Annotated in this window: 26 protein-coding genes; 12 read left to right on the forward strand and 14 right to left on the reverse strand. The window is 67.1% G+C overall.

What is annotated here, in order from left to right:
• Nucleotides 1–42 precede the first annotated feature (42 nt).
• From AC06E7_RS10190 to AC06E7_RS10210, 5 genes are all read left to right on the forward strand, one after another.
• Nucleotides 43–1,236 (forward strand): sensor histidine kinase, encoded by a 1,194-nt coding sequence (locus tag AC06E7_RS10190; protein WP_068850134.1) that lies wholly within the window; start codon nt 43–45, stop codon nt 1,234–1,236.
• Nucleotides 1,236–1,877, forward strand: coding sequence for a response regulator (locus AC06E7_RS10195; protein ID WP_068850140.1), 642 nt, complete (start codon nt 1,236–1,238; stop codon nt 1,875–1,877). Before AC06E7_RS10190 ends, AC06E7_RS10195 begins: the two co-directional genes overlap by 1 nt.
• Before the next feature lie 264 nt (nt 1,878–2,141).
• Nucleotides 2,142–3,221 carry a polyketide cyclase gene (locus AC06E7_RS10200; RefSeq protein WP_068850143.1) on the forward strand — a complete coding sequence of 360 codons (1,080 nt, stop codon included), beginning with the start codon at nt 2,142–2,144 and terminating at the stop codon, nt 3,219–3,221.
• Between the two features lie 83 nt (nt 3,222–3,304).
• Nucleotides 3,305–3,676, forward strand: a complete 372-nt coding sequence (locus tag AC06E7_RS10205; protein ID WP_068850146.1) for a DUF423 domain-containing protein — start codon at nt 3,305–3,307, stop codon at nt 3,674–3,676.
• A 1-nt stretch (nt 3,677) separates the two neighbouring features.
• Nucleotides 3,678–4,352 (forward strand): DNA-3-methyladenine glycosylase family protein, encoded by a 675-nt coding sequence (locus AC06E7_RS10210; RefSeq protein WP_478064471.1) that lies wholly within the window; start codon nt 3,678–3,680, stop codon nt 4,350–4,352.
• An 18-nt stretch (nt 4,353–4,370) separates the two neighbouring features.
• Here AC06E7_RS10210 and AC06E7_RS10215 read toward each other — a convergent pair whose 3' ends face one another.
• Genes AC06E7_RS10215 through AC06E7_RS10235 form a run of 5 tightly spaced genes read right to left on the reverse strand, consistent with a single transcriptional unit; the run spans nt 4,371 to nt 6,952 of the window.
• Entirely contained in the window at nt 4,371–5,174 is an 804-nt protein-coding gene (locus AC06E7_RS10215) for a M15 family metallopeptidase (RefSeq protein WP_478064473.1), read from the reverse strand.
• 9 nt (nt 5,175–5,183) lie between these two features.
• On the reverse strand, nt 5,184–5,705 hold the full coding sequence (locus AC06E7_RS10220) for a PH domain-containing protein (protein ID WP_217536826.1): 522 nt from the start codon (nt 5,703–5,705) through the stop codon (nt 5,184–5,186).
• Between the two features lie 22 nt (nt 5,706–5,727).
• Nucleotides 5,728–5,904 carry a DUF4177 domain-containing protein gene (locus AC06E7_RS10225; protein WP_083214084.1) on the reverse strand — a complete coding sequence of 59 codons (177 nt, stop codon included), beginning with the start codon at nt 5,902–5,904 and terminating at the stop codon, nt 5,728–5,730.
• Nucleotides 5,901–6,080 carry a type II toxin-antitoxin system antitoxin gene (locus AC06E7_RS10230; RefSeq protein WP_070206839.1) on the reverse strand — a complete coding sequence of 60 codons (180 nt, stop codon included), beginning with the start codon at nt 6,078–6,080 and terminating at the stop codon, nt 5,901–5,903. The genes AC06E7_RS10225 and AC06E7_RS10230 overlap by 4 nt, the downstream gene beginning before the upstream one ends.
• 2 nt (nt 6,081–6,082) lie before the next feature.
• Nucleotides 6,083–6,952 (reverse strand): SPFH domain-containing protein, encoded by an 870-nt coding sequence (locus AC06E7_RS10235; protein WP_068850158.1) that lies wholly within the window; start codon nt 6,950–6,952, stop codon nt 6,083–6,085.
• Nucleotides 6,953–7,063: 111 nt separating this feature from the next.
• On the opposite strand from AC06E7_RS10235, the gene purT reads away from it, so the two are divergent.
• On the forward strand, nt 7,064–8,251 hold the full coding sequence (purT, locus tag AC06E7_RS10240; RefSeq protein WP_478064477.1) for a formate-dependent phosphoribosylglycinamide formyltransferase: 1,188 nt from the start codon (nt 7,064–7,066) through the stop codon (nt 8,249–8,251).
• Nucleotides 8,252–8,396: 145 nt separating this feature from the next.
• Here the strand turns inward: purT and AC06E7_RS10245 are convergent, their stop codons facing one another.
• Nucleotides 8,397–9,602: an endonuclease/exonuclease/phosphatase family protein gene (locus AC06E7_RS10245; RefSeq protein WP_478064479.1), complete on the reverse strand. Its 1,206-nt coding sequence runs from the start codon at nt 9,600–9,602 to the stop codon at nt 8,397–8,399.
• Nucleotides 9,603–9,639: 37 nt separating this feature from the next.
• Nucleotides 9,640–10,395, reverse strand: a complete 756-nt coding sequence (locus AC06E7_RS10250) for an arginyltransferase (protein WP_068850166.1) — start codon at nt 10,393–10,395, stop codon at nt 9,640–9,642.
• Between the two features lie 155 nt (nt 10,396–10,550).
• Between AC06E7_RS10250 and AC06E7_RS10255 the strand changes: the two genes are divergently transcribed.
• Nucleotides 10,551–11,132: an EF-hand domain-containing protein gene (locus tag AC06E7_RS10255; RefSeq protein ID WP_478064481.1), complete on the forward strand. Its 582-nt coding sequence runs from the start codon at nt 10,551–10,553 to the stop codon at nt 11,130–11,132.
• Nucleotides 11,133–11,198: 66 nt separating this feature from the next.
• Here AC06E7_RS10255 and AC06E7_RS10260 read toward each other — a convergent pair whose 3' ends face one another.
• The 4 genes from AC06E7_RS10260 to AC06E7_RS10275 form a co-directional block, all read right to left on the reverse strand.
• Nucleotides 11,199–12,413: an RNA polymerase sigma factor gene (locus AC06E7_RS10260; protein ID WP_217536841.1), complete on the reverse strand. Its 1,215-nt coding sequence runs from the start codon at nt 12,411–12,413 to the stop codon at nt 11,199–11,201.
• 301 nt (nt 12,414–12,714) lie between these two features.
• Nucleotides 12,715–13,230, reverse strand: coding sequence for a putative signal transducing protein (locus AC06E7_RS10265; protein WP_478064483.1), 516 nt, complete (start codon nt 13,228–13,230; stop codon nt 12,715–12,717).
• A 6-nt stretch (nt 13,231–13,236) separates the two neighbouring features.
• A complete protein-coding gene (gene tesB, locus AC06E7_RS10270; RefSeq protein WP_068850178.1) occupies nt 13,237–14,145 on the reverse strand; it encodes an acyl-CoA thioesterase II in 909 nt (302 codons plus the stop codon).
• 157 nt (nt 14,146–14,302) lie between these two features.
• Nucleotides 14,303–15,082: an enoyl-CoA hydratase/isomerase family protein gene (locus AC06E7_RS10275; protein WP_068850181.1), complete on the reverse strand. Its 780-nt coding sequence runs from the start codon at nt 15,080–15,082 to the stop codon at nt 14,303–14,305.
• A gap of 34 nt (nt 15,083–15,116) precedes the next feature.
• On the opposite strand from AC06E7_RS10275, the gene AC06E7_RS10280 reads away from it, so the two are divergent.
• A complete protein-coding gene (locus tag AC06E7_RS10280; protein ID WP_478064486.1) occupies nt 15,117–15,554 on the forward strand; it encodes a copper chaperone PCu(A)C in 438 nt (145 codons plus the stop codon).
• Between the two features lie 235 nt (nt 15,555–15,789).
• On the opposite strand, the gene AC06E7_RS10285 is transcribed toward AC06E7_RS10280, so the two are convergent.
• Together AC06E7_RS10285 and uvrA are read right to left on the reverse strand one after the other, a co-directional pair.
• Nucleotides 15,790–16,197 (reverse strand): acyl-CoA thioesterase, encoded by a 408-nt coding sequence (locus AC06E7_RS10285; RefSeq protein ID WP_093533084.1) that lies wholly within the window; start codon nt 16,195–16,197, stop codon nt 15,790–15,792.
• Nucleotides 16,197–19,202: an excinuclease ABC subunit UvrA gene (gene uvrA / locus AC06E7_RS10290; protein WP_068850190.1), complete on the reverse strand. Its 3,006-nt coding sequence runs from the start codon at nt 19,200–19,202 to the stop codon at nt 16,197–16,199. Before uvrA ends, AC06E7_RS10285 begins: the two co-directional genes overlap by 1 nt.
• Nucleotides 19,203–19,468: 266 nt before the next feature.
• Between uvrA and rplU the strand changes: the two genes are divergently transcribed.
• The 3 genes from rplU to cgtA all read left to right on the forward strand — a co-directional run bounded on the left by rplU (nt 19,469) and on the right by cgtA (nt 21,252).
• Nucleotides 19,469–19,786: a 50S ribosomal protein L21 gene (gene rplU, locus AC06E7_RS10295; protein WP_068850193.1), complete on the forward strand. Its 318-nt coding sequence runs from the start codon at nt 19,469–19,471 to the stop codon at nt 19,784–19,786.
• A gap of 15 nt (nt 19,787–19,801) precedes the next feature.
• On the forward strand, nt 19,802–20,062 hold the full coding sequence (rpmA, locus tag AC06E7_RS10300) for a 50S ribosomal protein L27 (RefSeq protein WP_019184517.1): 261 nt from the start codon (nt 19,802–19,804) through the stop codon (nt 20,060–20,062).
• A gap of 140 nt (nt 20,063–20,202) precedes the next feature.
• Nucleotides 20,203–21,252: an Obg family GTPase CgtA gene (gene cgtA / locus AC06E7_RS10305; RefSeq protein ID WP_068850197.1), complete on the forward strand. Its 1,050-nt coding sequence runs from the start codon at nt 20,203–20,205 to the stop codon at nt 21,250–21,252.
• Between the two features lie 130 nt (nt 21,253–21,382).
• On the opposite strand, the gene rpsT is transcribed toward cgtA, so the two are convergent.
• Nucleotides 21,383–21,652, reverse strand: a complete 270-nt coding sequence (gene rpsT / locus AC06E7_RS10310) for a 30S ribosomal protein S20 (RefSeq protein ID WP_017354922.1) — start codon at nt 21,650–21,652, stop codon at nt 21,383–21,385.
• A gap of 116 nt (nt 21,653–21,768) precedes the next feature.
• On the opposite strand from rpsT, the gene murJ reads away from it, so the two are divergent.
• The gene (murJ, locus tag AC06E7_RS10315) at nt 21,769–23,373 is read left to right on the forward strand and encodes a murein biosynthesis integral membrane protein MurJ (RefSeq protein ID WP_478064621.1); all 1,605 of its coding nucleotides are present in this window, start codon (nt 21,769–21,771) and stop codon (nt 23,371–23,373) included.
• Nucleotides 23,374–23,417 lie beyond the last annotated feature (44 nt).

Below are 23,417 nucleotides of genomic sequence, written 5' to 3' on the forward strand. Positions count from 1 at the left end.
ATGTCCGGGTGCAGCGGCGCAGGTTCAGCCTAAGATGCGTCCATGTTGGGATACCTCAGCCAAACCCGAGTACTGCGACTGGCCGGCCTGTTCACCTGGGTCATGCTTGGCTTGCCGCTGGTCTATTCCCAGTACGAAGCGGTCCGCCGCAGCGGCGGCATCGACGTGCCGCCCCTGTTGCTGTTCGTGTCCTACCTGGCCTTCGGCGGCGGCTACCTGTGGCTGACCCGCGGCCTGCGCAACGGCGGCCATTCGGCCTGGTATGACCGCGCCATCCTGGTCCTGTTGACCATTTCCGCCCTGGCCGTGAGCTTCCTGAGCGGCTCGGGCCTGGGCAGCATCCTGATGATGGTGGCCGCCGGGGTCATCCCGTGGATGCTGCCGGCCCGGGTCGGGGTGATCTGGCTGCTGGTCAGCCAGCTGGCGGTCGCCCCGGTCTATTACCTGTTCCTGCCGTTCTCGCTGTTCGAGGCGGTGATGCAATCGCTGCTGTATGGCGGCTTCTCCATGTTCATCTTCGTGACCAGCCTGGTCGCCCGCCAGCAGACCGACGCCCGCGAAGAGCAGCGCCGGCTCAATACCGAGCTGCGCGCCACCCGCGTGCTGCTGGCCGAAAGCGCACGGGTCAACGAGCGCACCCGGATCTCGCGCGAGCTGCATGACCTGCTCGGCCACCACCTCACCGCGCTGAGCCTGAACCTGGAAGTGGCCGGCCACATCACCGAGGGCCAGGCCCAGGAGCATGTGCACCAGGCCCATACCCTGGCCAAGCTGCTGCTCACCGACGTGCGCGAAGCGGTCAGCCAGCTGCGCGACAGCGGCGCCATCGACCTGGCCGCCGCGTTGCGCCCGCTGACCGAGCAGGTGCCCTCGCTGGACATCCACCTGGACATCGAAGAACCGCTGAGCGTGGAAGACCCCGAACAGGCCCACGTCCTGCTGCGCTGCACCCAGGAGATCATCACCAACGCGGTGCGCCATGCCCGCGCCCGCAACCTGTGGATCCAGGTATTCCGCGAGCCGCCGGGGCAGGTGGTGGTGCAGGCGCACGACGATGGCGTGGGCGCCGATGGCATCGTGATCGGCAACGGCTTGCGTGGCATGCGGGAACGCCTGCAACAATGCGGCGGTGAGCTGCAGATTGAAACCCACCGGGGTCAGGGCTTCCGCCTGCGCGCCTCGGTTCCCGGCGTGCCAGTGCTGATGCTGGGTGCCATCCTGGAAGGAGTGCGTTGATGATTCGCGTCTGCCTGGTCGACGACCAAACCCTGGTGCGGCAGGGAATCCGCTCGCTGCTCGCCCTGGATGACGGGATCGAAGTGGTGGCCGAAGCCGCCGATGGCCGCCAGGCCGTCGAGGTGGTGCCTCAGATCCGCCCCGACGTCGTGCTGATGGACATGCGCATGCCGGTGATGTCCGGGCTGGAGGCGCTGCAGTCGCTGTCGCGGCTGGGCCAGCTGCCGCCGACCATCATCCTCACCACCTTCGACGATGACCAGCTGGTCCTGGCCGGGCTCAAGGCCGGCGCCAAGGGCTACCTGCTCAAGGACGTGACCCTGGAACAGCTGGTCGGTGCCATCCGCACCGTGGCCGATGGCGGTTCGCTGGTGCAGCCGGCGGTCACCCAGCGCCTGCTGTCGGGGCTGGAGCACATGCGCAACGAGTTCGTGAGCCTGGACCGGCCCGACCCGCTCACCGACCGCGAGACCGAGATCCTGCGGCTGATGGCCAGCGGGTTCTCCAACAAGGAGATCGCCAATTCGCTGGGCGTGGCCGAAGGCACCATCAAGAACCATGTGTCCAACATCCTGTCCAAGCTGGGCGTGCGCGACCGCACCCGGGCCGTGCTGAAGGCATTCGAGCTGCAACTGGTGTGAACATGAACGCCAGTTGAAAGCCTTGTGGGGCAAGGCCTGCGGCGGTCGTTGCAGGCCTCGTTGCCGAAACCGGCAAATAAATATGGCCAACGGCCACATGCTGGCCCGCGCGATGCGCTATCTTTCCGCTCCTTGTCTATTCAAAACCGCTGCTGGTATGGAAACCGGTGCGCCAATCCTGATCAACAACACCCGCGAAGCCTGCTAGGATTGGCGCTTCGCTTCAATCAACCCGGCCGTGGGATCGGCCCCGGAGACTCCTGAATGACCCGTATTATCGAGTTCCTGATCGCCTTGGGGATCGTGGCTGGCCTGTTCGTCATCATTGGCGTTGTGCTGCCGGGCGAGCGTCACATTACCGAAAGCATCGAGACCAACCGCAAGATGACGATCGTGTACGACACGGTCAACAGCCTGCGCCGCTTCAAGGACTGGAACCCGCTCGTCCTGCGCGATCCCGCCGTTGAACTGAAGCACTCCGGCCCCGCCGCCGGCGTGGGTGCCCGCCTGGACTATTCCTCCAAGGAATCGTCGCTGGGCCAGGGCAGCTGGACGATCACCGAGTCCGAGCCGAACAAGCGCGTGGCCATCGCCATCGAGGACCAGACCAAGGGCCACGACAAGAAGACCAGCTTCACGCTTGAGCCGACCGGCAAGGGTGGCCGCAACGTCAAGATCACCCAGGACTACAGCATCAAGTACGGCTGGAACCTGTTTGGTCGTTACGCCGGTCTGTACGTCAGCCGTCACGTCGGTGACGACCTGAAGCTGGGTCTGTCGCGCATGGCCAACATGCTGGCTACCGTGCCGAACATCGACTACCGCACCGCCGAAGCCCCGCTGGTCGACCTGGCCATCGTCGATGCCCCGGCCGAAGACCTGCTGGTCGTCACCGCCGGTAACGTTGATCGCGGCGAAGCGACCATCACCAAGTCCATCAAGGACAACCAGGAGTGGATCAAGCGCGTGATGGAGGCCAATGACCTCGAAGCCGCCGGTCCGTTCCGCATCATCACCACTGACTTCGGTCAGGAGAAGTACGCCTTCGACGTGGCCCAGCCGGTCAAGAAGAAGGGTACTGCAGGCGCTTCGGCTGAAGCCCTGACGGTGAAGATCGATGGTGGTGCCCCGGTCAAGTACGTGCACGTTGCTCCGCACCGTACCGCCCACGCCAAGTACACCGGCCACATGGCTGGCCTGGACATCGCCCGCAACGCACTGCGTGCCTGGGCTGTGACTGGCGGCAACGAAGTGATCGATCGTCCGTACGAAACCTGGAACGGCGGTCTGGAGAAGTCGTTCACGCAGGAAGGTACGTACGACATCTACTGGGCCGTCAAGTAAACCGACGGTTGCCACGGATGTAACGTAGAACAGAAAACGCGCCGCTTCCTGCGGCGCGTTTTTTTTTGGAGGAAGATGCAGCCATGCTCAACCTGGAACGACGCGCGCGTAAACCTTCACTGCTGGCCTGCCTGGGCGGCCTGTTGGCGGCCACGGCCGTGGGCCTGTCGGCCTATGCATCGCACGGTATCGCCGAACCGCTGGCGCAGTCGCATGTGAACACTGCGGCGCTGTTCGCCTTCGGGCATGGCGTGGCCCTGGCCGTGCTGGGCCCCACCCAGCAGAACAGCGTGGGCAAGTTGGCGTTGTACGTGCTGCTGTTGGGCACGCTGTTGTTCTCCGGCAGCCTGGTGGCCGGCGCGTTGTGGCAGTTGCGCACCGGGCTGGCCCCGGTGGGTGGCACGGCCTTGATGATCGGGTGGGTGGTGTACGCGCTCAATGCCCTGAGGCGCTGACATGCCGCGCTTCCGCCGGGGCTTTGATGTGGACGAGGCGCACGACTGGCTGTCGCGCCGCGACCGTCGGCTGGGCAGCTGGATGAAGCGGCTCGGGCCGGTGGCGGCGCCGCCCGGCTGGGCGCGCAGTTTCGATCCGGTCGATGCCCTGGCCCGCGCGATCCTCTTCCAGCAGCTCAGCGGCAAGGCCGCCTCCACCATCGTGGGCCGGGTAGAGACGGCCATCGGCAGCACCCGCCTGCACGCCGACACCCTGGCCCGGATCGACGACCCCGGCCTGCGCAGCTGTGGTGTCTCCGGCAACAAAGCGTTGGCCCTGCGTGACCTGGCCCGGCGCGAGGCGGCGGGCGAGATTCCCGACCTGCGGCGGATGTCGGTGATGCCGCACGACGCGATCATCGACGCACTGGTGCCGATCCGTGGCATCGGCCGCTGGACCGTGGAAATGATGCTGATGTTCCGGCTCGGCCGCCCCGACATCCTGCCCATCGACGACCTCGGGGTGCGCAAGGGCGCCCAGCGGGTGGACAAGGCAGAAGCAATGCCCACCCCAAAGGAACTGGCCGCCCGCGGCGAAAAGTGGGGCCCGTTCCGGACCTACGCCAGCCTGTACCTGTGGCGCATCGCCGATTTCACCGAAAGCCCGGAGGCCAGCACCAACCGCTCCCAGGACTGAGCCACGCAGGGCGTGGCGTTACGGCCCAGACCAGCACCAATGCCACGGCTCGTACACGATGCCGTGGGGGTTGTCGCGTGGGTAGCTCAGGTGGAAGCCGTAGCTTCCCGCGTGCTCCAGCAGCCACGCGAACGCAGCGGTGGACTCGAAGCTCTCCTCGGCCGGCGCTTCCCCCGGGCTGCTGATATCCAGCGCCCGCCCGCTGTGGTGTTCGCTGTACCCCGGCGCGGCGTTGACCTGCAGGATCGCATCCACCTCCAGACCGCGTGCGCGTTTGCGCGCGAAGATGCCCAGCTGGTAATCGTGGCTGCGGTAGCCCGAAATGGCCTCCAGCACGATGCCCTCGCGCGCTGCCTGCTGCTGCATGCGCTGCCAGGCGCGCGCGGCGCCCTGCTGCAGCCACAGCGGGCGGCGGTAACGGTCGAAGCCGGCCAGCGCCAGCCGTGCCGGTTCGGCTTCCAGCCCCAGCGCGGTGTCCTGCTCATAGCGCGCCGCATCGATGCCCAGCTCTTCCAGCCGATCCTGCAGTCCGCTCAGCGGCAGCAGCGCATCGGCTGCATGCGCGCGCTGCGCGCCATGCAGCGCCAGGTCCAGGGCATCGAGTGCTTCCTCGATCCCCGGCTCGCGCATCAGGTGCGGCACCAGCGGCAACAGGCCGTGCGCGGTGGCGGCGGCCAGGTACTGCCCATCACGCTTGCGCCGCAGTACCCAGCGGGCCCGGGCCAGCGCCCGTGCATCGGCGTTGCTGCGCGCGCGCAGCAGGCCGCCGGGCCACAGTTCGATATCGGCGGTGTTGATCAGCAGGGCAGGGTGTCGGCGCATGCGTACAGCTTATCGCGCAGCCTGCGCGTTCAGCGCATCCAGCAGGGCGCGCGGGTGCTCGGGGCTGAGCAGCAGCACGCGGTCGTCGCGCAGCGGCAGGTACAGCACGCGGCTGGGATCGGTGACAAGGCAGAACGCTTTGTGCTTGCCCATCCGGTAATGGCCGGACTGGAACCCCGGCATGCCGAACCCGTTGATCTTCATGCCCGGCTTGAACTGGCTGTGTTCGGCCAGGTCGACGATGCGCGCCTGGTCCAGCAGCATCGACGATACCGCCGTGCGACGGCGGTAGAAGGTGGAGGTCACCAGCAGCTCGCCATGTTCCAGCGTGATGCGGCGACGGAGGAACGCCCAGCTGAGCACACCGCCCAGCACCAGCAGGAACGGCAGGGTGATGGCCATGTCCATCGGTGTGCGTTGTTCCTGCAGGTGCGTGGTGACCAGCAGCACGGCCACGCCCAGCAGCGGCAGCCACAGCCAGAGCAGGCGCCACAGCGGGGCCGGCGCCACCGCGAATTCAGTGGCGGGCACGGCCGTCGTCCGGGCTGCCACGTCAGAGCTCCTTCTTGAAGAACAGCAACGCCACGCCCATGGGGGTGCCCTGCATTACGTTCACCAGCTCCCAGCCGAGTTGGCCCTGGCGGTTGAGTTCGGCCTGCAGGTCTTCCGGCTTCAGGCCGGTCCACGAGGGCTTAACTTCGACGGTGAGGTAGCTCCAGCGCTTGCTCATTCCTTGCTCTCCGGATCAGGTGCGGGTTTGGGAAGGCGTCCAGCCTTGCGCAGTGCGTCGCGCAGTACGTACTCGATCTGCGCGTTGAGACTGCGCAGCTCGTCGTCGGCCCAGCGCTGCGCCGCTGCCAGCACGTCGGCATTGATCCGCAGCGGGTAGGCTTTCTTTTCGCTCATGCTCAGTACAACGAACCGGCGTTGACGATCGGCTGGGTGCCGCGGTCCGAGCACAGCACGGTGAGCAGGTTGCCCACCATCTGCGCCTTGCGCTCTTCATCCAGCTGCACCACGTTGTTCTTCTGCAGTTCGACCAACGCCATTTCGACCATGCCCACGGCACCGGCGACGATGCGCGTGCGCGCGGCGATCACTGCGTTGGCCTGCTGCCGCTGCAGCATCGCCTGGGCGATTTCCGGGGCGTATGCGAGGTGGCTGATGCGCGCATCGAGCACCTGCACGCCGGCATCGGCCAGGCGTTCGGCCAGTTCGTCCTTGAGGTGCTGGGAAATCTCGGCGGCGTGGCTGCGCAGGGAGAGCTGGCCGTCCTCGTGCTGATCGTAGGGGTAGCTGGTGGCCATCGCACGCAGGGCGGATTCGGACTGGATGTGCACGAAGCTTTCGTAGTCGTCCACGTTGTAGACCGCCTCGGAGGCGTCCACGACCTGCCAGACGATGACCGCGGCGATTTCGATCGGGCTGCCGTCCAGTTCGTTGACCTTGAGCTTGCCGCTTTCGAAGTTGCGCACGCGCTGGCTGACCTTCTTCTTGCTGAAGAAGGGGTTGTTCCAGCGCAGGCCGTTGTCCTTGACCGTGCCGACGTACTTGCCGAACAGGCTCAGCACCGCCGCCTGGTTGGGCTGCACGGTGTACAGGCCGGTCAGGCTGAACAGGGCAATCAGGCCCAGCAGCACGCCGCCGAGCATCAGCAGCAGGTTGACGTTGCCGGGCTCGATCCCGGAGAAGAAGAGCCATGCGGAGACCACCAGCAGGGCCAGCACGGCCAGCAGGAAGGGGATGCCGGAGAGGGAGGGGACGGGCTTTTCTTTCATGGGGGCATCCTTTGCGGGTGGGTTTGGAATATTGATATCAAATTGATATCACTCCTGCAAGGGCCCCATCCCATAAAATGGCGTCCCGCCTCTGATGTCCGGAATATCGCCATGATCACGCTCGGCACGCCGCTGTCCCCCTCCGCCACCCGTGTCCTGCTGCTGGGCTCGGGCGAACTGGGCAAGGAGGTCGCCATCGAGCTGCAGCGGCTGGGGGTGGAGGTGATTGCTGCCGACCGCTATGCCGACGCCCCGGCCATGCAGGTGGCGCACCGGTCGCACGTGGTCGACATGCTCGATGCGATGGCGCTGCGCGCGCTGATCGCCGAGGAAAAACCGCACCTGATCGTGCCCGAGATCGAAGCCATCCACACCGAAACCCTGGTCCAGCTGGAGCAGGAAACCGGCCAGCGGGTGGTGCCGACCGCGCGCGCGGCGCGCCTGACCATGGACCGTGAAGGCATCCGCCGCCTGGCCGCCGAAACCCTGGGCCTGCCGACCTCGCCGTACCGCTTCGTGGACACCGAGGCCGAGTACCGCGCCGCCGTGGCGGCGATCGGGCTGCCGTGCGTGGTCAAGCCGGTGATGTCCTCCTCGGGCAAGGGCCAGAGCACGCTGCGCGACGAGGCCGACATCGCGCCGGCCTGGGAATATGCACAGACCGGTGGTCGTGCCGGTGCCGGCCGCTGCATCGTGGAAGGCTTCATCGATTTCGATTACGAGATCACCCTGCTGACCGTGCGCCATGCCGGGGGCACCTCGTTCTGCGCGCCGATCGGGCATTGGCAGAAGGATGGCGACTACCGCGAAAGCTGGCAGCCGCAGCCGATGTCGCCGGCCGCGCTGGCGCGTGCCGAAGAGATCTCGCAGGCGATCACCGATGACCTGGGCGGCTGGGGCCTGTTCGGGGTAGAGCTGTTCGTGAAGGGCGACGACGTGTGGTTCAGCGAAGTCTCGCCGCGCCCGCATGACACCGGCCTGGTCACGCTGGCCTCGCAGGAACTGAGCGAATTCGCGCTGCACGCCCGCGCCATCCTGGGCCTGCCGATCCCGCTGATCCGCCAGAGTGGCCCGTCGGCTTCCTGCGCGATACTGGCGCACGGCGAAGGCGTGCCGGTCTTCAGCAACGTAGAGGCGGCACTGGCGCATCCGGACACGGCGCTGCGCCTGTTCGGCAAGCCGAGCGTTCATGGGCACCGCCGGGTTGGGGTGACGCTGGCGCGGGCTGAGTCCATCGACGAAGCGCGGAAGATCGCGCGCGAGGCGGCGGAAGCGATCTCGATCGAGTTGCCCGCGTAAGGCGTTGGCGTCTTTGTTTCTACGTGCTGGGGCGGCCGTCGGGCCGCCCCCGAGAGATGGCGTTGTGCGGAACGAACGGCAAGCATGGCCGCTAACGCATTGCAATCATCAACCCGGTAGGTATCGACCGTTGGTCGATACGCTCTTACCGCACGTCCACCCACACCAGGTGGTGGTCGCTGCCGTCGGCGATCTTCGCTTCGGGGCTTTCGTTGGCCGGCCAGAACACGCCGCTGCCGATGTACTCGAAGCCCACTGACGGCAGCACGTAATCCAGGCGCATGGTGCCGGATTTCGGCCCGAAATCGCCGGTGGCGTGGAACGGCGCACCTTTTCGCAGAATGCCCTTTTCGGCATAGGCCAGGCTGGTCTGCTCGGCACCCACGCTGCGCGGCGTCGGGTAGCGCAGCACGCGCGCGTTTTCGATCAGCTCCACGATCGCGTCATGGCGGCCATCGCCGTCGGCCGGGTCGTTGTTGAGGTCGCCCAGGATCACGAAGCGCGCGTCCTGTGCGAGCCCGCCGCAGGTGCCCTGGTCATCGCACAGCCACGGCTTGTCGCCGGCCGCCAGGTATTCCTGCCACAGCCGCAGTTCGTCGTGGTTGCGCGCCGCGTTGCGCTTTTCCGGGCCGTCGAACACCGGCGGGGTGGGGTGCGAGACCAGTGCGTGCACCACGCCGTTGGGAGTGCGCACCGGCACGTCCCAATGCGACTTGGACGACAACCGCAGCTGCGACCACACGTGGTCGTTGTAGAACGACTTGCCGCTGCGCGGGTCGATCGGGCGCAGCGCGCCGGGCAGCGTGCTCCACTTCAGCAGCTGGAAGCTGCGCACCTTGGCCTCATCGATCGGGTAGCGCGACAGCACCAGCATGCCGTACTGGCCCGGGTGCAGGCCGTAGCCCCAGGCATCGTTGCCGCGGTTGCGGCCGTCGCCGCCGATCTGGCCGTTGTTGTCCAGGTCCAGCCCGCTCTGCACGCCGGTGTTGACGGGGGCCAGGTAGCGGTAGGCGAAGTGCAGCGGCTCACCGCCGCCGGGCTGGGCCACTTCCAGGTAGCGCTGCTGGAACAGGTCGGCGGCGCGGTGGGCGTCGTCGTAGTCGAATTCGTTGAGCAGCACCAGGTCCGGGCGCACCTGCTGCAGCACCGCGGCGATCTTGCGCGCGTGCGCGCTGTCGCCTTCCAGTTCGGCGATCAGCCCGCCGGTCTCGTCGCTGTACAGCGAGGTGTTGTAGGTGGCGATCCGCAGCGGCGCGGAGGTGGCTTCCGGCATGGCGGCGGTCTTGGTCGGGTTTTGGGCGCAGGCGCCGCAGAGCAGGGCCAGGGCGAGGATCAGGGGATGAGCTTTCATCCCGCTATTCTGCACGGGCGGGCATTGCAATGGCGGGTCAGATGCCGTCCAGCGCCTCGTCGAACTCGTGCCAGCGGCGGCCGTCGTAGGCCTCCAGCGGCCGGAAGCGGCGCTTGTAGTCCATCTTGCGGTGGTTGCGGATCCAGTAGCCCAAGTACAGGTGCGGCAGCTGCTCGCGCCGGGCCCAGGCGATCTGCTGCAGGATCGCGAAGGTGCCCAGCCCACGGTGTGCGTGGTCCGGGTCGAAGAAGGTGTACACCGCCGACAGCCCCTGCGGGGTGACATCGGTGACCGCCACCGCCAGCAGCGGGCCCCGGTGGCCATCTTCGGCCGGTCCGCGGATTTCCAGGAAGCGACCCTGCGACCACTGCCCGATCAGGAACTGGTCGAACTCGTGCGGGCCGTGTTCGTCCATGCCGCCCTGGGCGTGGCGATGGGTCAGGTAGCGGTGGTACAGCGCGAACTGCTCATCGGTCTGCTCGGCAGCCACGATCCGCACTTCCAGGTCGTCGTTGCGCGCCAGGCAGCGGCGCTGGCTGCGGTCGGGTGCGAAACGGGCCACCGGCACCCGCACCGACACGCAGGCATGGCAGTTGGCGCAGTGCGGGCGGTAGACCAGGTCGCCGGAACGGCGGAAGCCCCAGCTCAGCGCCATCGGGTACAGCGTGCCCAGCCGCTGGTCGTGCGGGTCCAGCACCAGGTCGCGCGCAGCCCGCTCCGGCCAGTAGCCACAGGGATGGTCCCCGGTCTGGAACAGGCGCAGCTCGTCGTCGCGGTCGGTGTGGATCGCCATGCCCACAGCATAGCGCCGGGGCGTCGCAGGCGGCGCGACTGTCTGGCGAATGAACACGGCCGGTGGCGCGGTCAACGCGGCGGGCGCCCGCGCGTTTTCTCTCCCGTGGGTGCCAACGCACCGCACGAAACATCCCCCAAACACCGGAGTGACCCATGCGCAACCGCAAACCCCTTCTGCTGCTGGCCCTGCTGATGACCACCGGCGCTGCCGGCCTGGCGGTGGCCGCCGATACCCCGGCCACGCCCGCCAAGCCGGCCCGCGCGACGCTGGACACCAATGGCGATGGTTTCGTCGACCGTACCGAGGCCGCCAAGGCGCCGCGCCTGGCCGGGAAGTTCGACAGCCTGGACACCAACAAGGACGGCAAGCTGTCCCGCGAGGAACTGCCGCGCTGGCAGGGCAAGCGCCACGGCCGTGGCCCGGGTGGCGGGCATGCGCGCCTGGAAAAGCTGGACGCGAACAAGGACGGCCGGATCAGCCGCGATGAAGCCAAGGCCGACCCGAAGCTGGCCGCGCGCTTCGACCAGATGGACCTCAACAAGGACGGCTACCTGGACAAGGCCGACCGCGAGCTGGGCATGAAGCAGCACCGTGATGCGTGGTTCGCTGCGGCCGATACCAACAAGGACGGCCAGCTGAGCAAGGCCGAATTCGACGCGGCCAAGGGCCCGTTCGGTGGCCCGCGCGGCGAACACCGCGGCGACAAGCCGCCGATGCCGCCGAAGGCAAAGTAACGTAGCGTCGGGCCCTGCCCGGCAACCAGAAAAGCGCCGGTCACCGACCGGCGCTTTTTTCATGCGTCAGATCAACCCGCGCTCGCCGGCCACGGTCAGGATCAGGCCGACGATCACCAGGTTGGTGATCAGCAAAGCAGGTCGTCCGTACATCGACTGGTACACCCAGCTGGGTCCCGTGCGTCCCTTGCGTGCGGCATCACGCGCGATCATCGGCGCCATGATCCGTTGCAGCGGCACCAGGATCTGGTAGTTCACCAGGGCGGTGCCCAGCACCATCGCGGCCAGCGACAGAAACACCGGTGCATCCAGCACCGTCAGCGCCAGCACCGCGGCGCAGACCAGCATCGCGGTGAACGTGCTGTAGTGCACGAAGCGATGCACCGCCGCGCGCTCGGCCAGTGTCTGGGTGTAGCAGAGCAGGTAGCGGCCACCGAGGTAGCTGCCGATCACGCCGCCGGCCATCGCGCCGATGGCGATCGTCCAGTTGAACTCCGGGCCAAGCAGGTGGCTCTGGCTGGCCGCCGCGCCCAGCGACCCCATTGCCGCACCGCCGGACAGGCTGGCACCGCCCAGGCCGAGCTTGCTGCTGCCCACGCCCACGCTGGTGCCCAGCAGGATCGCTGCGCTCGCCGTGCCCGGTGCGGCCACCATCACCATGGAAACCACCGCGGTCGCGAAGGCCGCGCTGGGCGCGCTGCCACGCGCGAACTCACCGAAGCGCCGCAACATTTCCTCGCGCACGCTGGCGCGTGCCCGCGACAGGCGCTTGCGCACGGCGGCGTCGCTCAGCCCCAGCAGGTTGGCCACCTGCTGCGAGCTCTGGCCTTCGCGGTAGTACAGCAGCAGCGTTTCGCGGCTGTCCTCGGGCAACGCGGAGATGATCTCTTCGGCGGCCACTTCCTCCTCCACCCGCTGCAGGTATTCCGGCGCGGAGGGGCCCGGGTCGGCGGCCATGCTGATGGCGATCTCGGCGGCCTCGCCCGACAGCGGCCGGCCGCGGTTGGCGCGCAGCCAGTCGCGGGCCAGGTTGCGGGTGATCTGGCGCAGCCAGGGCAGGAAGCTGCCGTGGTTGTGCAGCTGGTTGAGCTGCTGCCAGCCCTTGATGAAGGCTTCCTGCGCGATGTCCTCGCTGGCCTGCACGTCGCGGGTGATCGCCAGCGCGATCGCGGTCACGGTGTTCTGGCAGGCCAGCACGATGCGCCCGTACGACTGCTGGCAGCCGCCGGCGGCGGCAGGCAGTTCGCGGTCCAGCGTGTCGATCAGCGGCAGCGTGGTCATGGCGTCGGTCCCTGTGGGTGGTGACATCATGACGGGGTGGGGCGGGGAATGTGACCGGGGGGGGGGCGGGGCGGGGTCGCGCGAGGGGCGCGGTAGAGCCGACTGTCAGTCGGCTGCTCTTCGTTCCGGCATCATGAGCGCCTGACAGGTGGCTTCGGCAGGCGGTAAACGCCGACCACACCATCGGCGTGGTGCGTTACGGTCTTCGGACGCTTGGGCCGCGCTGGCGCGCGGTTGCCGACTGACAGTCGGCACTACGAATTTTTACGTGCGCAGGGAGATCCGGATACGTCGGGTCGGCTCACGGTTGTTGGGTCGGAGGTGTGATCCGGACTCGGACCTCTTCTTCTTCCTGCGCTGGCGCTGGTTCGGCCGCCGGGGCCTGGGGTTGTGCCTGTTGCGTCTGTACCGGCGCAGCCGTCGGGGCACTGCGGTGGCGCATCACCACCACCATTGCCACGGCGGCGATGATCAGCAGCAGGCCGATGCGGATGCGCCAGGCCCAGTTGCGGCGGGGGGCCACGTCGTCGGCCTGGTCGCGGAAGGCGAATTCGGCGGTGGGGTGGTCGCGCCGGGTGGTTTCCAGCAGGCGGGCATCGCGCAGGATTTCGCGCGCGCGCGGCTGGTCGTTGGCGTGTACCACCCACAGGGTGGGGTGGGTGGTGGCCTTGCTGGTGTCCAGGTAACTGAACTGGCTGCCGCGCTTGCTGTGGTACGAGCGCCCGTTGGTGATGCGCACCTCGATGCCGGCATCGTGCAGCAGCTTGGCCACGCCTTCCACGGTTTCCACGCGCTGGCTGGTGAAGATCTGACGCATATCGAATTATTCCTTGGCCGGTACGGCGGCGGCCGCTGCACTGTCATCCACCACGCGGATCAGGCCTTCCTGCGCGGTGCTGGCAACCAGTATGCCGTTGCGGGTGAAGAACTGGCCACGGGCCAGCCCGCGCGAATCCTGCGCGCTGGGGCTGTCCAGCGAATACAGCAGCCAGTCGTCGGCGCGGAACGGGCGGTGGAACCAGATCGCATGGTCCAGCGAGGCCATCTGCACGTGCGGCTGGTAATAGCTGATGCCGTGCGGGAAGGTTGCGGTGCCGAGCAGGTGGAAGTCCGACGCATAGGCCAGCAGCGCCTGGTGCAGCTCGGGCGCATCGCCCACCGTTTCATTCAGGCGCAGCCACACCTGGTGGTAGGGCGGGCGCTTGGGCGGGTGCAGCTCATCGCGCGGGTACACGTGGCGGAACTCGAACGGGCCGCCGCGCGAGAGCCAGCGCTGCACCTTGATCGGCAGCCGTTCCAGCACTTCCGGCGGCAGCGGCCGGTTCGGTTCGATGTCTTCCGGCTGCGGCACTTCGGGCATCTTGTGCTGGTGCTCGGCCCCGCTTTCGGCCTGCTGGAACGAGGCGGCGCAGAAGAAGATCACCTTGCCGTGCTGGATCGCGGTGACCCGGCGCACGGAGAAGCTGCCGCCATCCCGGGTGCGGTCCACGTCGTACACGATCGGGTGGTCGATGTTGCCGGCGCGCAGGAAATAGGCGTGCAGCGAATGCACATGCCGGCCGTTCTCGACCGTGGCCTGGGCCGCCGAGAGGGCCTGGCCCAGCACCTGGCCGCCGAACACGTATTTGGTGCCGATGTCGCGGCTCTGGCCCCGGAACAGGTTGTCTTCCAGGCGCTCGAGCGTGAGCAGGTCGATCAGCTCGGAAACGACGGGTTCTTGCGGCTGGGACAAGGCGGCGGCCTGGCGTTGGGACGGACGGGAATTATACCGGTGGTGGCCAGTCGCCAACTGTCGGCGCCGTGCGCCGCCGCCCGACCAACGGTCCGGCGCTACCGGGGACACCGCCCCATCGCCGGTAGCACCCGACCGTTGGTCGGGTGGCCTTGGCTTACGCTTTTCCCAGCCGTGCCACCAGCGTCTGCAACGCCTGCTGCGCATCCGGGGCATACCAGGCCTCGACGAACCGGTCCAGCCGGATCAGGTCGGCATGCAGTGCTTCGTGCAGGTCTTCGCGGGCAATGGCGCGGGTGAGCAGCATCGGCTGGCGCGGCAGCTTCAGCAGGCGACCCAGCCAGGCCACCGCGCGCGGCACCACGTCGGCCGGGGCGGCCAGCTCATCCACCAGCCCGATCTCCAGTGCGCGTTCGGCCGGCACCATTTCACCGCCGATCAGCAGCTGCGAGGCGCGGTGGTGGCCGACCACCCGGCGCATCAGGCGCTGGATGCCTTCCGGCGCCACCAGCCCCACCTGCACCTCGTTCAGGCCGATCACCGTGGGCTGGGCCGGGTCCGGGCTGCGCGCCAGGATCCGGTAATCGCAGCACAGCGCCAGCACGCAGCCGCCGGCTGGGGCGTGGCCGGTCAGCGCGGCCACCACCGGCACGCGGCTCTCGGCGAGGGTGCGCACCGCGCCGAAGAACGCCTGCCAGCTGTCCAGCAGCTTGTGCCGGTCCTCGCCGTGGCTGAGCAGGTGCGGCACGTCCATGCCGGCGCTGAAGATGCGCTCGCTGCCCGACAGCACGATGCCGTGCACGTCATCGGCCATGGCCTGGTTGATGTCGTGGATCAGCTGACGGCACAGCTCGGTGTCCAGCGCATTGACCGGCGGGCGGGCCAGCCGCAGCTCGCGGATGGGGCCATGGTTGATCACCTCGATAAGCGTCGTCATGCTGCGATCTCGTTGCGGGCAGGGAACTGAGGCGATGATAACCAAACCATTCGTGTGCGTATTGTTGGCGATGTGTGCGGCTGCAGCATCGGCCACAGCGGCGGAGCCGTCGTGTGTGACGGTGCGCGAGGGCTGGGTGCGGTTGCCGCCGCCGGGGGTAACGATGGCGGCCGGTTACGGCGAGATCCATAACGGCTGCAGGACGCCGGTGACCGTGGTGGCCGCCGGCAGCAAGGCCTTCGGGGACGTCTCGCTGCATGAAACCACGCTGGTCGACGGCGTGAGCCGGATGCGCGCGGTGGAGCGGTTGCCGATTGCGCCGGGTGCGAGCGTGGTGCTCAAGCCGGGTGGCCTGCACCTGATGTTGATGCAGCCGGAAGTGGCGTTGGGCGTTGGCAAGGCGTTGCCGTTGCGACTCAGCCTGGAAGACGGGGGCAAGGTCGACGCAACGCTGGTTGTGCGCACGCATTGATCATGGCGCCCGGCGCGTTGCGCCGCCGCCCGACCAACGGTCGGGCGCTACCCGGGAGGGGTAGGTACCGACCGTTGGTCGGTACGCATTGGTAGGTGCCGACCGTTGGTCGGCACATGCTCAGTACGCCTCGGTAGGTGCCGACCGTTGGTCGGCACATGCTCAGTACGCCTCGGTAGGTGCCGACCGTTGGTCGGTACGCCCTGGTAGGTGCCGACCGTTGGTCGGCACATGCTCAACTGCAGGCCGCGCGCAGCGCGTCCGGCAGCGGGGCGCTCTTGCCCGTCTGGGTGTCCATCCACACCACCACCACGTTGCCGTCCGAATACAACGTGCTGTCGTTCTTCTGGTCCACGATGCGGTGGCCGATGGTCACGCTGCTGTTGCCCAGGCGCTCGACGAACAGCTCCACCACGATGTCGTTGGGCCACACGATCGGCAGGCGGTAGTTGACGTTGGTCGCCGCAACCACCGGCGCGATCCGGTCGGTCATGGCAACCCCTTCCACGCCCAGCATCCAGCGTACGCGCGCCTCTTCCAGGTAGGAGATGTACTTGGCGTTGTTGACGTGGCCCATGCTGTCCATGTCGCGCCAGCGCACGCTGATCGGTACGCGGGCCAGGATCTTGTGTTCGTCGCTCATTACTTCTTCTTCGCCTTCGTGGTCTTGGCAGGGCTGGTCTTGCTGGGGGTGGTGGCGCGCTTGGCGGCCACCGCCTTCTTGGCCACCTTGGCCGGCTTTTCCGGCTTGGCCTTGCGCGGCGGGCGGGCGTCGGGCTTGTTGGCCACCGCGGCCGGACGTTCCGGGCGCGCGCTGACCGAGGGCAGCATCTTGGCCAGGAACTGGCCGGTGTACGACGCCGGGTGCGCGGCCACGTCCTCGGGCGTGCCGGTGACCAGGATGGTGCCGCCGCGGTGGCCGCCTTCCGGGCCCAGGTCGACGATCCAGTCCGCGGTCTTGATCACGTCCAGGTTGTGCTCGATCACCACCACGGTGTTGCCTTCGTCGCGCAGCTTGTGCAGCACGCCCAGCAGCGCTTCGATGTCGTGGAAGTGCAGGCCGGTGGTCGGCTCGTCCAGGATGTACAGCGTGCGCCCGGTATCGCGGCGCGACAGCTCCTTGGACAGCTTCACGCGCTGCGCTTCACCACCGGACAGCGTGGTCGCGCTCTGGCCCAGCTTGATGTAGCTCAGGCCCACGTCCACCAGCGTTTCAAGCTTGCGCGCGATGCTCGGCACCGGTTCGAACAGCTTCAGCGCATCTTCGACGGTCATCTGCAGCACGTCGTTGATGTTGTAGCCCTTGTACAGGATCTCCAGCGTTTCGCGGTTGTAGCGCTTGCCGTGGCACACATCGCAGGGCACGTACACGTCCGGCAGGAAGTGCATTTCCACCTTGATCAGGCCATCGCCCTGGCACGCTTCGCAGCGGCCGCCGCGCACGTTGAAGCTGAAACGGCCCGGCGAATAGCCGCGCGCACGTGCTTCGGGCACCTGCGCATACAGCTCGCGCAGCGGGGTGAACAGGCCGGTGTAGGTGGCCGGGTTCGAACGCGGGGTGCGGCCGATCGGCGACTGGTCGATGTCCACCACCTTGTCGAACAGGTCCAGGCCTTCCACGTCCTTGTACGGCGCGATCGGGTGCGAGGAGCCGTTGATCTCGTTGGCGGCCAGCGAGAACAGGGTGTCGTTGATCAGGGTCGACTTGCCCGAACCGGACACCCCGGTGATGCAGGTCAGCAGGCCCGACGGAATGTCCAGGTCCACGCCCTTGAGGTTGTTGCCGCTGGCACCGCGCAGGTGCAGCGTCATCTTCGGGTTCGGCTTGTGCCGGCGCGCGGGAATCTCGATCGCGCGCTTGCCCGACAGGTACTGGCCGGTGAGCGAACGCGGCGCGTCCAGGATGTCCTGCAGGGTGCCCTGGCCGACGATTTCGCCGCCGTGCACGCCGGCGCCCGGACCGATGTCCAGCACGTAGTCGGCCAGGCGGATCGCATCTTCGTCATGCTCGACCACGATCACCGTATTGCCCAGGTCGCGCAGGCGGGTGAGGGTGCCCAGCAGGCGCTCGTTGTCGCGCTGGTGCAGGCCGATGGACGGCTCGTCGAGCACGTACATCACCCCGACCAGGCCGGCGCCGATCTGGCTGGCCAGGCGGATGCGCTGGGCTTCACCACCGGACAGGGTGTCGGCCTTGCGTTCCAGGGTGAGGTAATCCAGGCCCACGTCGACCAGGAAGCCCAGGCGCTCGCCGATCTCCTTGACGATCTTGCCTGCGATCTCGCCGCGCCAGCCGGGCAGGGTCATGCCGCTGAAGAACTTCAGCGCCTCATCGATCGGCAGCACCACCAGTTCCGGCAGCGCGCGGTCGGCCACGAACACGTTGCGCGCGGCGCGGTTCAGGCGCTGGCCCTGGCATTCGGGGCAGTTGCGTTCGCTGATGTACTTGGCCAGCTCTTCGCGCACCGCCGCCGATTCGGTTTCCTTGTAGCGGCGTTCCAGGTTCGGAATGATGCCCTCGAAGCGGTGCTTGCGCTGGGTGCGGCCACCGGCTTCGGTGAAGTAGGTGAAGGTGATGGTTTCATCGCCGCTGCCGTACAGCACCGCCTTGCGCACCGGCTCGGACAGGCTCTGCCACGGCGCGTCGGTGTCGAACTTGTAGTGCTTGGCCAGCGAGGCGATCAGCTGGAAGTAGTACGCATTGCGGCGGTCCCAGCCGCGCACGGCACCGGCCGACAGCGACAGTTCCGGGTGCACCACCACGCGCGAGGGATCGAAGAATTCGGCCATGCCCAGGCCATCGCAGCCCGGGCAGGCGCCCACCGGCGAATTGAACGAGAACAGGCGCGGTTCCAGCTCCGGCAGCGAGTAATCGCAGACCGGGCAGCTGTACTTGGACGAGAACAGGTGGGCCGGGGCGTCCTCCACGTCCAGCGACTGCACCGAGACCATGCCGTCGCCCAGCTTCAGCGCGGTTTCAAAGCTTTCGGCCAGGCGCTGCTTGATGTCCTCGCGCGGGCGGAAGCGGTCGATCACCGCTTCGATGGTGTGCTTCTGGCGCAGTGCCAGCGGCGGCACCGCATCGATTTCATGCAGCGCACCGTCCACCCGCACGCGCACGAAGCCCTGCGCGCGCAGCTGGTCGAACACCTGGGCATGCTCGCCCTTGCGCTCGCGGATGACCGGGGCCAGCAGCATGTAGCGCTGTTCCGGGTCCAGGGTCAGCACGTGGTCCACCATCTGGCTCACGGTCTGCGCTTCCAGCGGGTAGCCGTGGTCGGGGCAGCGCGGGCTGCCCACGCGGGCGTACAGCAGGCGCAGGTAGTCGTAGATCTCGGTGATGGTGCCCACGGTCGAACGCGGGTTGTGCGAGGTCGACTTCTGCTCGATGGAGATCGCCGGCGACAGGCCTTCGATATGGTCCAGGTCCGGCTTTTCCATCACGCTCAGGAACTGGCGGGCATAGGCCGACAGCGACTCCACGTAGCGGCGCTGGCCTTCGGCGTAGATCGTGTCGAACGCCAGCGAGGACTTGCCCGAGCCGGACAGGCCGGTAATGACGATCAACTTGTCGCGGGGCAGGTCGAGATCGATGTTCTTGAGGTTGTGCGTCCGCGCGCCGCGGATGCGGATGAAATCCATCGCCATGGGGGATCCGTTGAAAGTGGGGCAAGCGGAGACGGCAATCGGTCAGCCTACCGAGCTTGGGATTTGGGGGCAATCAGCGACATTGCCAGCCCCTTGTCTCATCTATTGAGACCGGCGGGCCCTGAACCTGAACGGGGTTCAGGGGAGGACGGCTCAAAGCAGGGGGTGGGTTGACCCGGGCTGGGGTGAGTCATTAAAATCCCGCTTCTGTCCGCCCTCGATGGCGGCAGTCCATAGACCACAATAACTACAGAGGAAGTCTGGTCATGTACGCAGTACTGGTAACCGGCGGTAAGCAATACCGCGTGGCGCAGGGCGAAACGCTCCGCGTTGAAAAGCTCGAAGTCGAAGTCGGCAACGAGATCAAGTTCGAAGAAATCCTGATGCTGGGTGACAGCGATGGCATCAAGCTGGGCGACGCTCTGAGCGGCGCTTCGGTCACCGCCAAGGTCGTGTCGCAGGGTCGTGCCGACAAGGTCCGGATCATCAAGTTCCGTCGCCGCAAGCACCACATGAAGCGCCAGGGTCACCGTCAGTACTACACCGAAATCGAGATCACCGGCATCGCCGGTGGCAAGAAGTAATAAGGAGAAGCAGTCATGGCACATAAGAAGGGCGTAGGCTCATCGCGCAACGGTCGCGACTCCAACCCGAAGTACCTCGGCGTCAAGATCTTCGGTGGCCAGGCCATCGATGCCGGCAACATCATCGTGCGTCAGCGCGGCACCCAGTTCCACCCGGGTACCGGCGTCGGCCTCGGCCGTGACCACACCCTGTTCGCGCTCGTCGACGGCAAGGTGGAGTTCTCGGTGAAGGGCCCGAAGAAGCGTCGTACCGTCAGCGTCGTCGCCGAAGCCTGAGCTTCGCGGCACGCAGGCGCCCCCGCCCCGGCGTGGGGCCGCTGACGAAAGCCCCGCTTCGGCGGGGTTTTTGTTTTTCACGTTAGACTCTGCGGTCGGGCGCACCCGTTGCCCACCGCCTCCAGTTGGCATCCAGAATCATGAAACTTGTAGACGAAGCAGAAATCCAGGTTACCGCCGGCAATGGCGGCAACGGCTGCGTCGGTTTCCGTCGCGAGAAGTTCATTCCGCTGGGCGGCCCGGACGGCGGCGACGGCGGCAATGGCGGCAGCGTGTACATCCGCGCCGACGAAAACCTCAATACCCTGGTCGATTTCCGCCACGAGCGCATCTTCAAGGCGCAGCGCGGCGAGAACGGCATGGGCCGCCAGGCCTATGGCAAGGGCGGCGAAGACCTGGTCATCACCGTGCCGGTCGGCACCGTGGTGATGAACGTGGCCACCGACGAAGTGATCGGTGACCTGACCCAGCACGACGACATCCTGCTGGTGGCCAAGGGCGGCAAGGGCGGCCTGGGCAACATGCACTTCAAGAGCTCCACCAACCGTTCGCCGCGCCAGTCGCTGCCGGGCGAGGAGGGCGAGGAGCGCCTGCTCAAGCTGGAGCTGAAGCTGCTGGCCGACGTCGGCCTGCTGGGCTTCCCCAATGCCGGCAAGAGCACCCTGATCCGGGCTGTGTCCGCTGCCACCCCCAAGGTGGCCGATTACCCGTTCACCACCCTCTACCCCAACCTGGGCGTGGTGCGCGTGGAGAACTACCGCAGCTTCGTGATTGCCGACATTCCCGGCCTGATCGAAGGTGCCGCCGATGGTGCCGGCCTGGGCGCCCAGTTCCTGCGCCACCTGCAGCGCACCCGCCTGCTGCTGCATCTGGTGGATATCTCCCCCATGGAAGGCGGCGTGGAAATCTCGCCGATCGAGCAGGTCCGTGCGATCGAGCGCGAGCTGGCCAAGCATGACCCGGAGCTGCTGGAAAAGCCGCGCTGGCTGGTGCTGAACAAGGCCGACCTGATGTTCGAGGACGAGGCCAAGGCGGCGGCCGAGAAGATCATCGCCGAGCTGGGCTGGACCCAGCCGTGGTACCTGGTCTCGGCGCTGGGCCGTGAAGGCACCTGGCCGATCATGACCAACATCATGGCCTTCTTCGACCGCCAGAAGGAAGACGAAGCGGATGCGCGCAACGCGCTCTGACGCTGACGTTGCTTCCTCGGAAAACCCGGCTTCGGCCGGGTTTTTCTGTGGGGCCGCCAACCACGCAAAAAACCCGGCCAGGGCCGGGTTTTTGTACCGCACGCCGCGCCAGGCGCGGCGTTGCGCCGTATCAGGCGGCCTTGAGGGCCTTGATGCGCGCGGTCAGGCGGCTCTTGTGGCGAGCGGCCTTGTTCTTGTGGATCAGACCACGCGAGCTGAAACGGTCGAGGATCGGCTGGGCGACGGCAAAGGCTGCCTCGGCGCCGGCGGCATCGTTGGCGTCGAGCGCCTTGATCACCTTCTTGACAGCGGTGCGCAGCATCGAACGCTGAGCCGTATTGCGCGCGTTGCGCACGACGGTCTGCTTGGCGCGCTTCTTGGCGGACTTGATATTGGCCACAGTGGTGGTTTCCTGAAAAATCGGTGTAATGGGAACAGCAAGCTGGAAAGTATGATGGCTCGAAAAATGTACGTCAAGTCAATTGTCAAGAGGAAACACGGGTGAGTTCACCAAGGATGTTGCGGGGCCTGCTGTCTTTCAGCAGCATGACCATGATTTCACGGGTGCTGGGTCTGGTCCGCGACCTGGCCGTCACCACCACGTTCGGCACCAATGCGGTGACCGACGCCTTCTGGGTGGCCTTCCGGGTGCCCAACTTCCTGCGCCGCCTGTTCGCGGAGGGCTCGTTCGCCACCGCCTTCGTGCCGGTGTTCACGGAAGTGAAGGAAACCCGTTCACATGAGGAGCTGCGCGAGCTGATGTCGCGCGTGGCCGGCACCTTGGGCGCGGTGCTGCTGCTGGTCACCGCGCTGGCGCTGATCTTCGCGCCGCAGCTGGCCACCCTGTTCTCAAGCGGCGTGGAGACCGACCCGGCCAAGCACGGCCTGCTGGTGGATCTGTTCCGGCTGACCTTCCCGTTCCTGCTGTTCGTCTCGCTTACCGCCTTGGCCGGTGGCGCGCTGAACAGCTTCCAGCGCTTCGCCATGCCGGCGCTGACCCCGGTGATCCTCAACCTGTGCATGATCGCCGGCGCGCTGTGGCTGGCGCCGCGGCTGGGCGGCACCCCCGAAAAGCAGATCCTGGCGCTGGGCTGGGCGGTGCTGGCCGCCGGCGTGCTGCAGCTGCTGTTCCAGCTGCCCTCGCTGAAAGGCATCAACCTGCTCACCCTGCCGCGCTGGGGCTGGAGCCACCCCGGCGTGCGCAAGGTGCTGACCCTGATGGTGCCGACCCTGTTCGGCTCCTCGGTGGCCCAGATCAACCTGCTGCTGGATACCGTGATCGCGGCCAAGCTGACCGACGGCTCGCAGTCCTGGCTGTCGCTGGCCGACCGCTTCCTGGAGCTGCCGCTGGGCGTGTTCGGGGTGGCGCTGGGTACGGTGATCCTGCCGGCGCTGGCCCGCCACCATGTCAGTACCGACAAGGCCGGCTTCTCCAGCGCGCTGGACTGGGGCCTGCGCACCACGCTGCTGATCGCCGTGCCGGCCATGCTCGGCCTGATGCTGTGCGCCGAGCCGCTGATCGCCACGATCTTCCAGCATGGCCAGTTCACCGCCTTCGATACCCGCATGACCGCGCTGTCGGTGTACGGCCTGAGCTTCGCCCTGCCGGCCTTCGCCCTGCTCAAGGTGGTGCTGCCGGCGTTCTACGCCCGCCAGGACACCCGTACCCCGGTGCGCGCCGGCCTGGTCGCGCTGGTGGCCAACATGGTCTTCAACTTCATCCTGCTGGCCGTGCTGTACCACGTGATGGTGCCCGAGGCGCTGAAGGCGCAGGGCGTGTGGGTCGCACTGGGCAAGCAGCCGGGCCTGCACCTGGCGCTGGGCATTGCCAGCGCGCTGTCCAGTTACCTGAATCTCGGCCTGCTCTGGTACTGGCTGGGCAAGACCGACGTGTACCAGCCCAAGGCCGGCTGGGGCGGCTACGTGACCCGCCTGGGCCTGGCCTGCGCGGCGATGGTGGCGGTACTGCTGGGCCTGCTGCAGCTGATGACCGACTTCACCGACATGGACAAATGGCACCGGATCGGCAACCTCGCGCTGCTGGTCGGCGGGGGTGGCCTGACCTACCTGCTGGCCCTGGTCGCCATGGGCTTCCGCCCCCGTCACCTGCGCGAGCATTGATCCATGGGCACCCCGGCTATACTTCATGGCTATCCCTTGCAACG

It is taken from the genome of Stenotrophomonas sp. Steno-Z4, assembly GCF_056393145.1.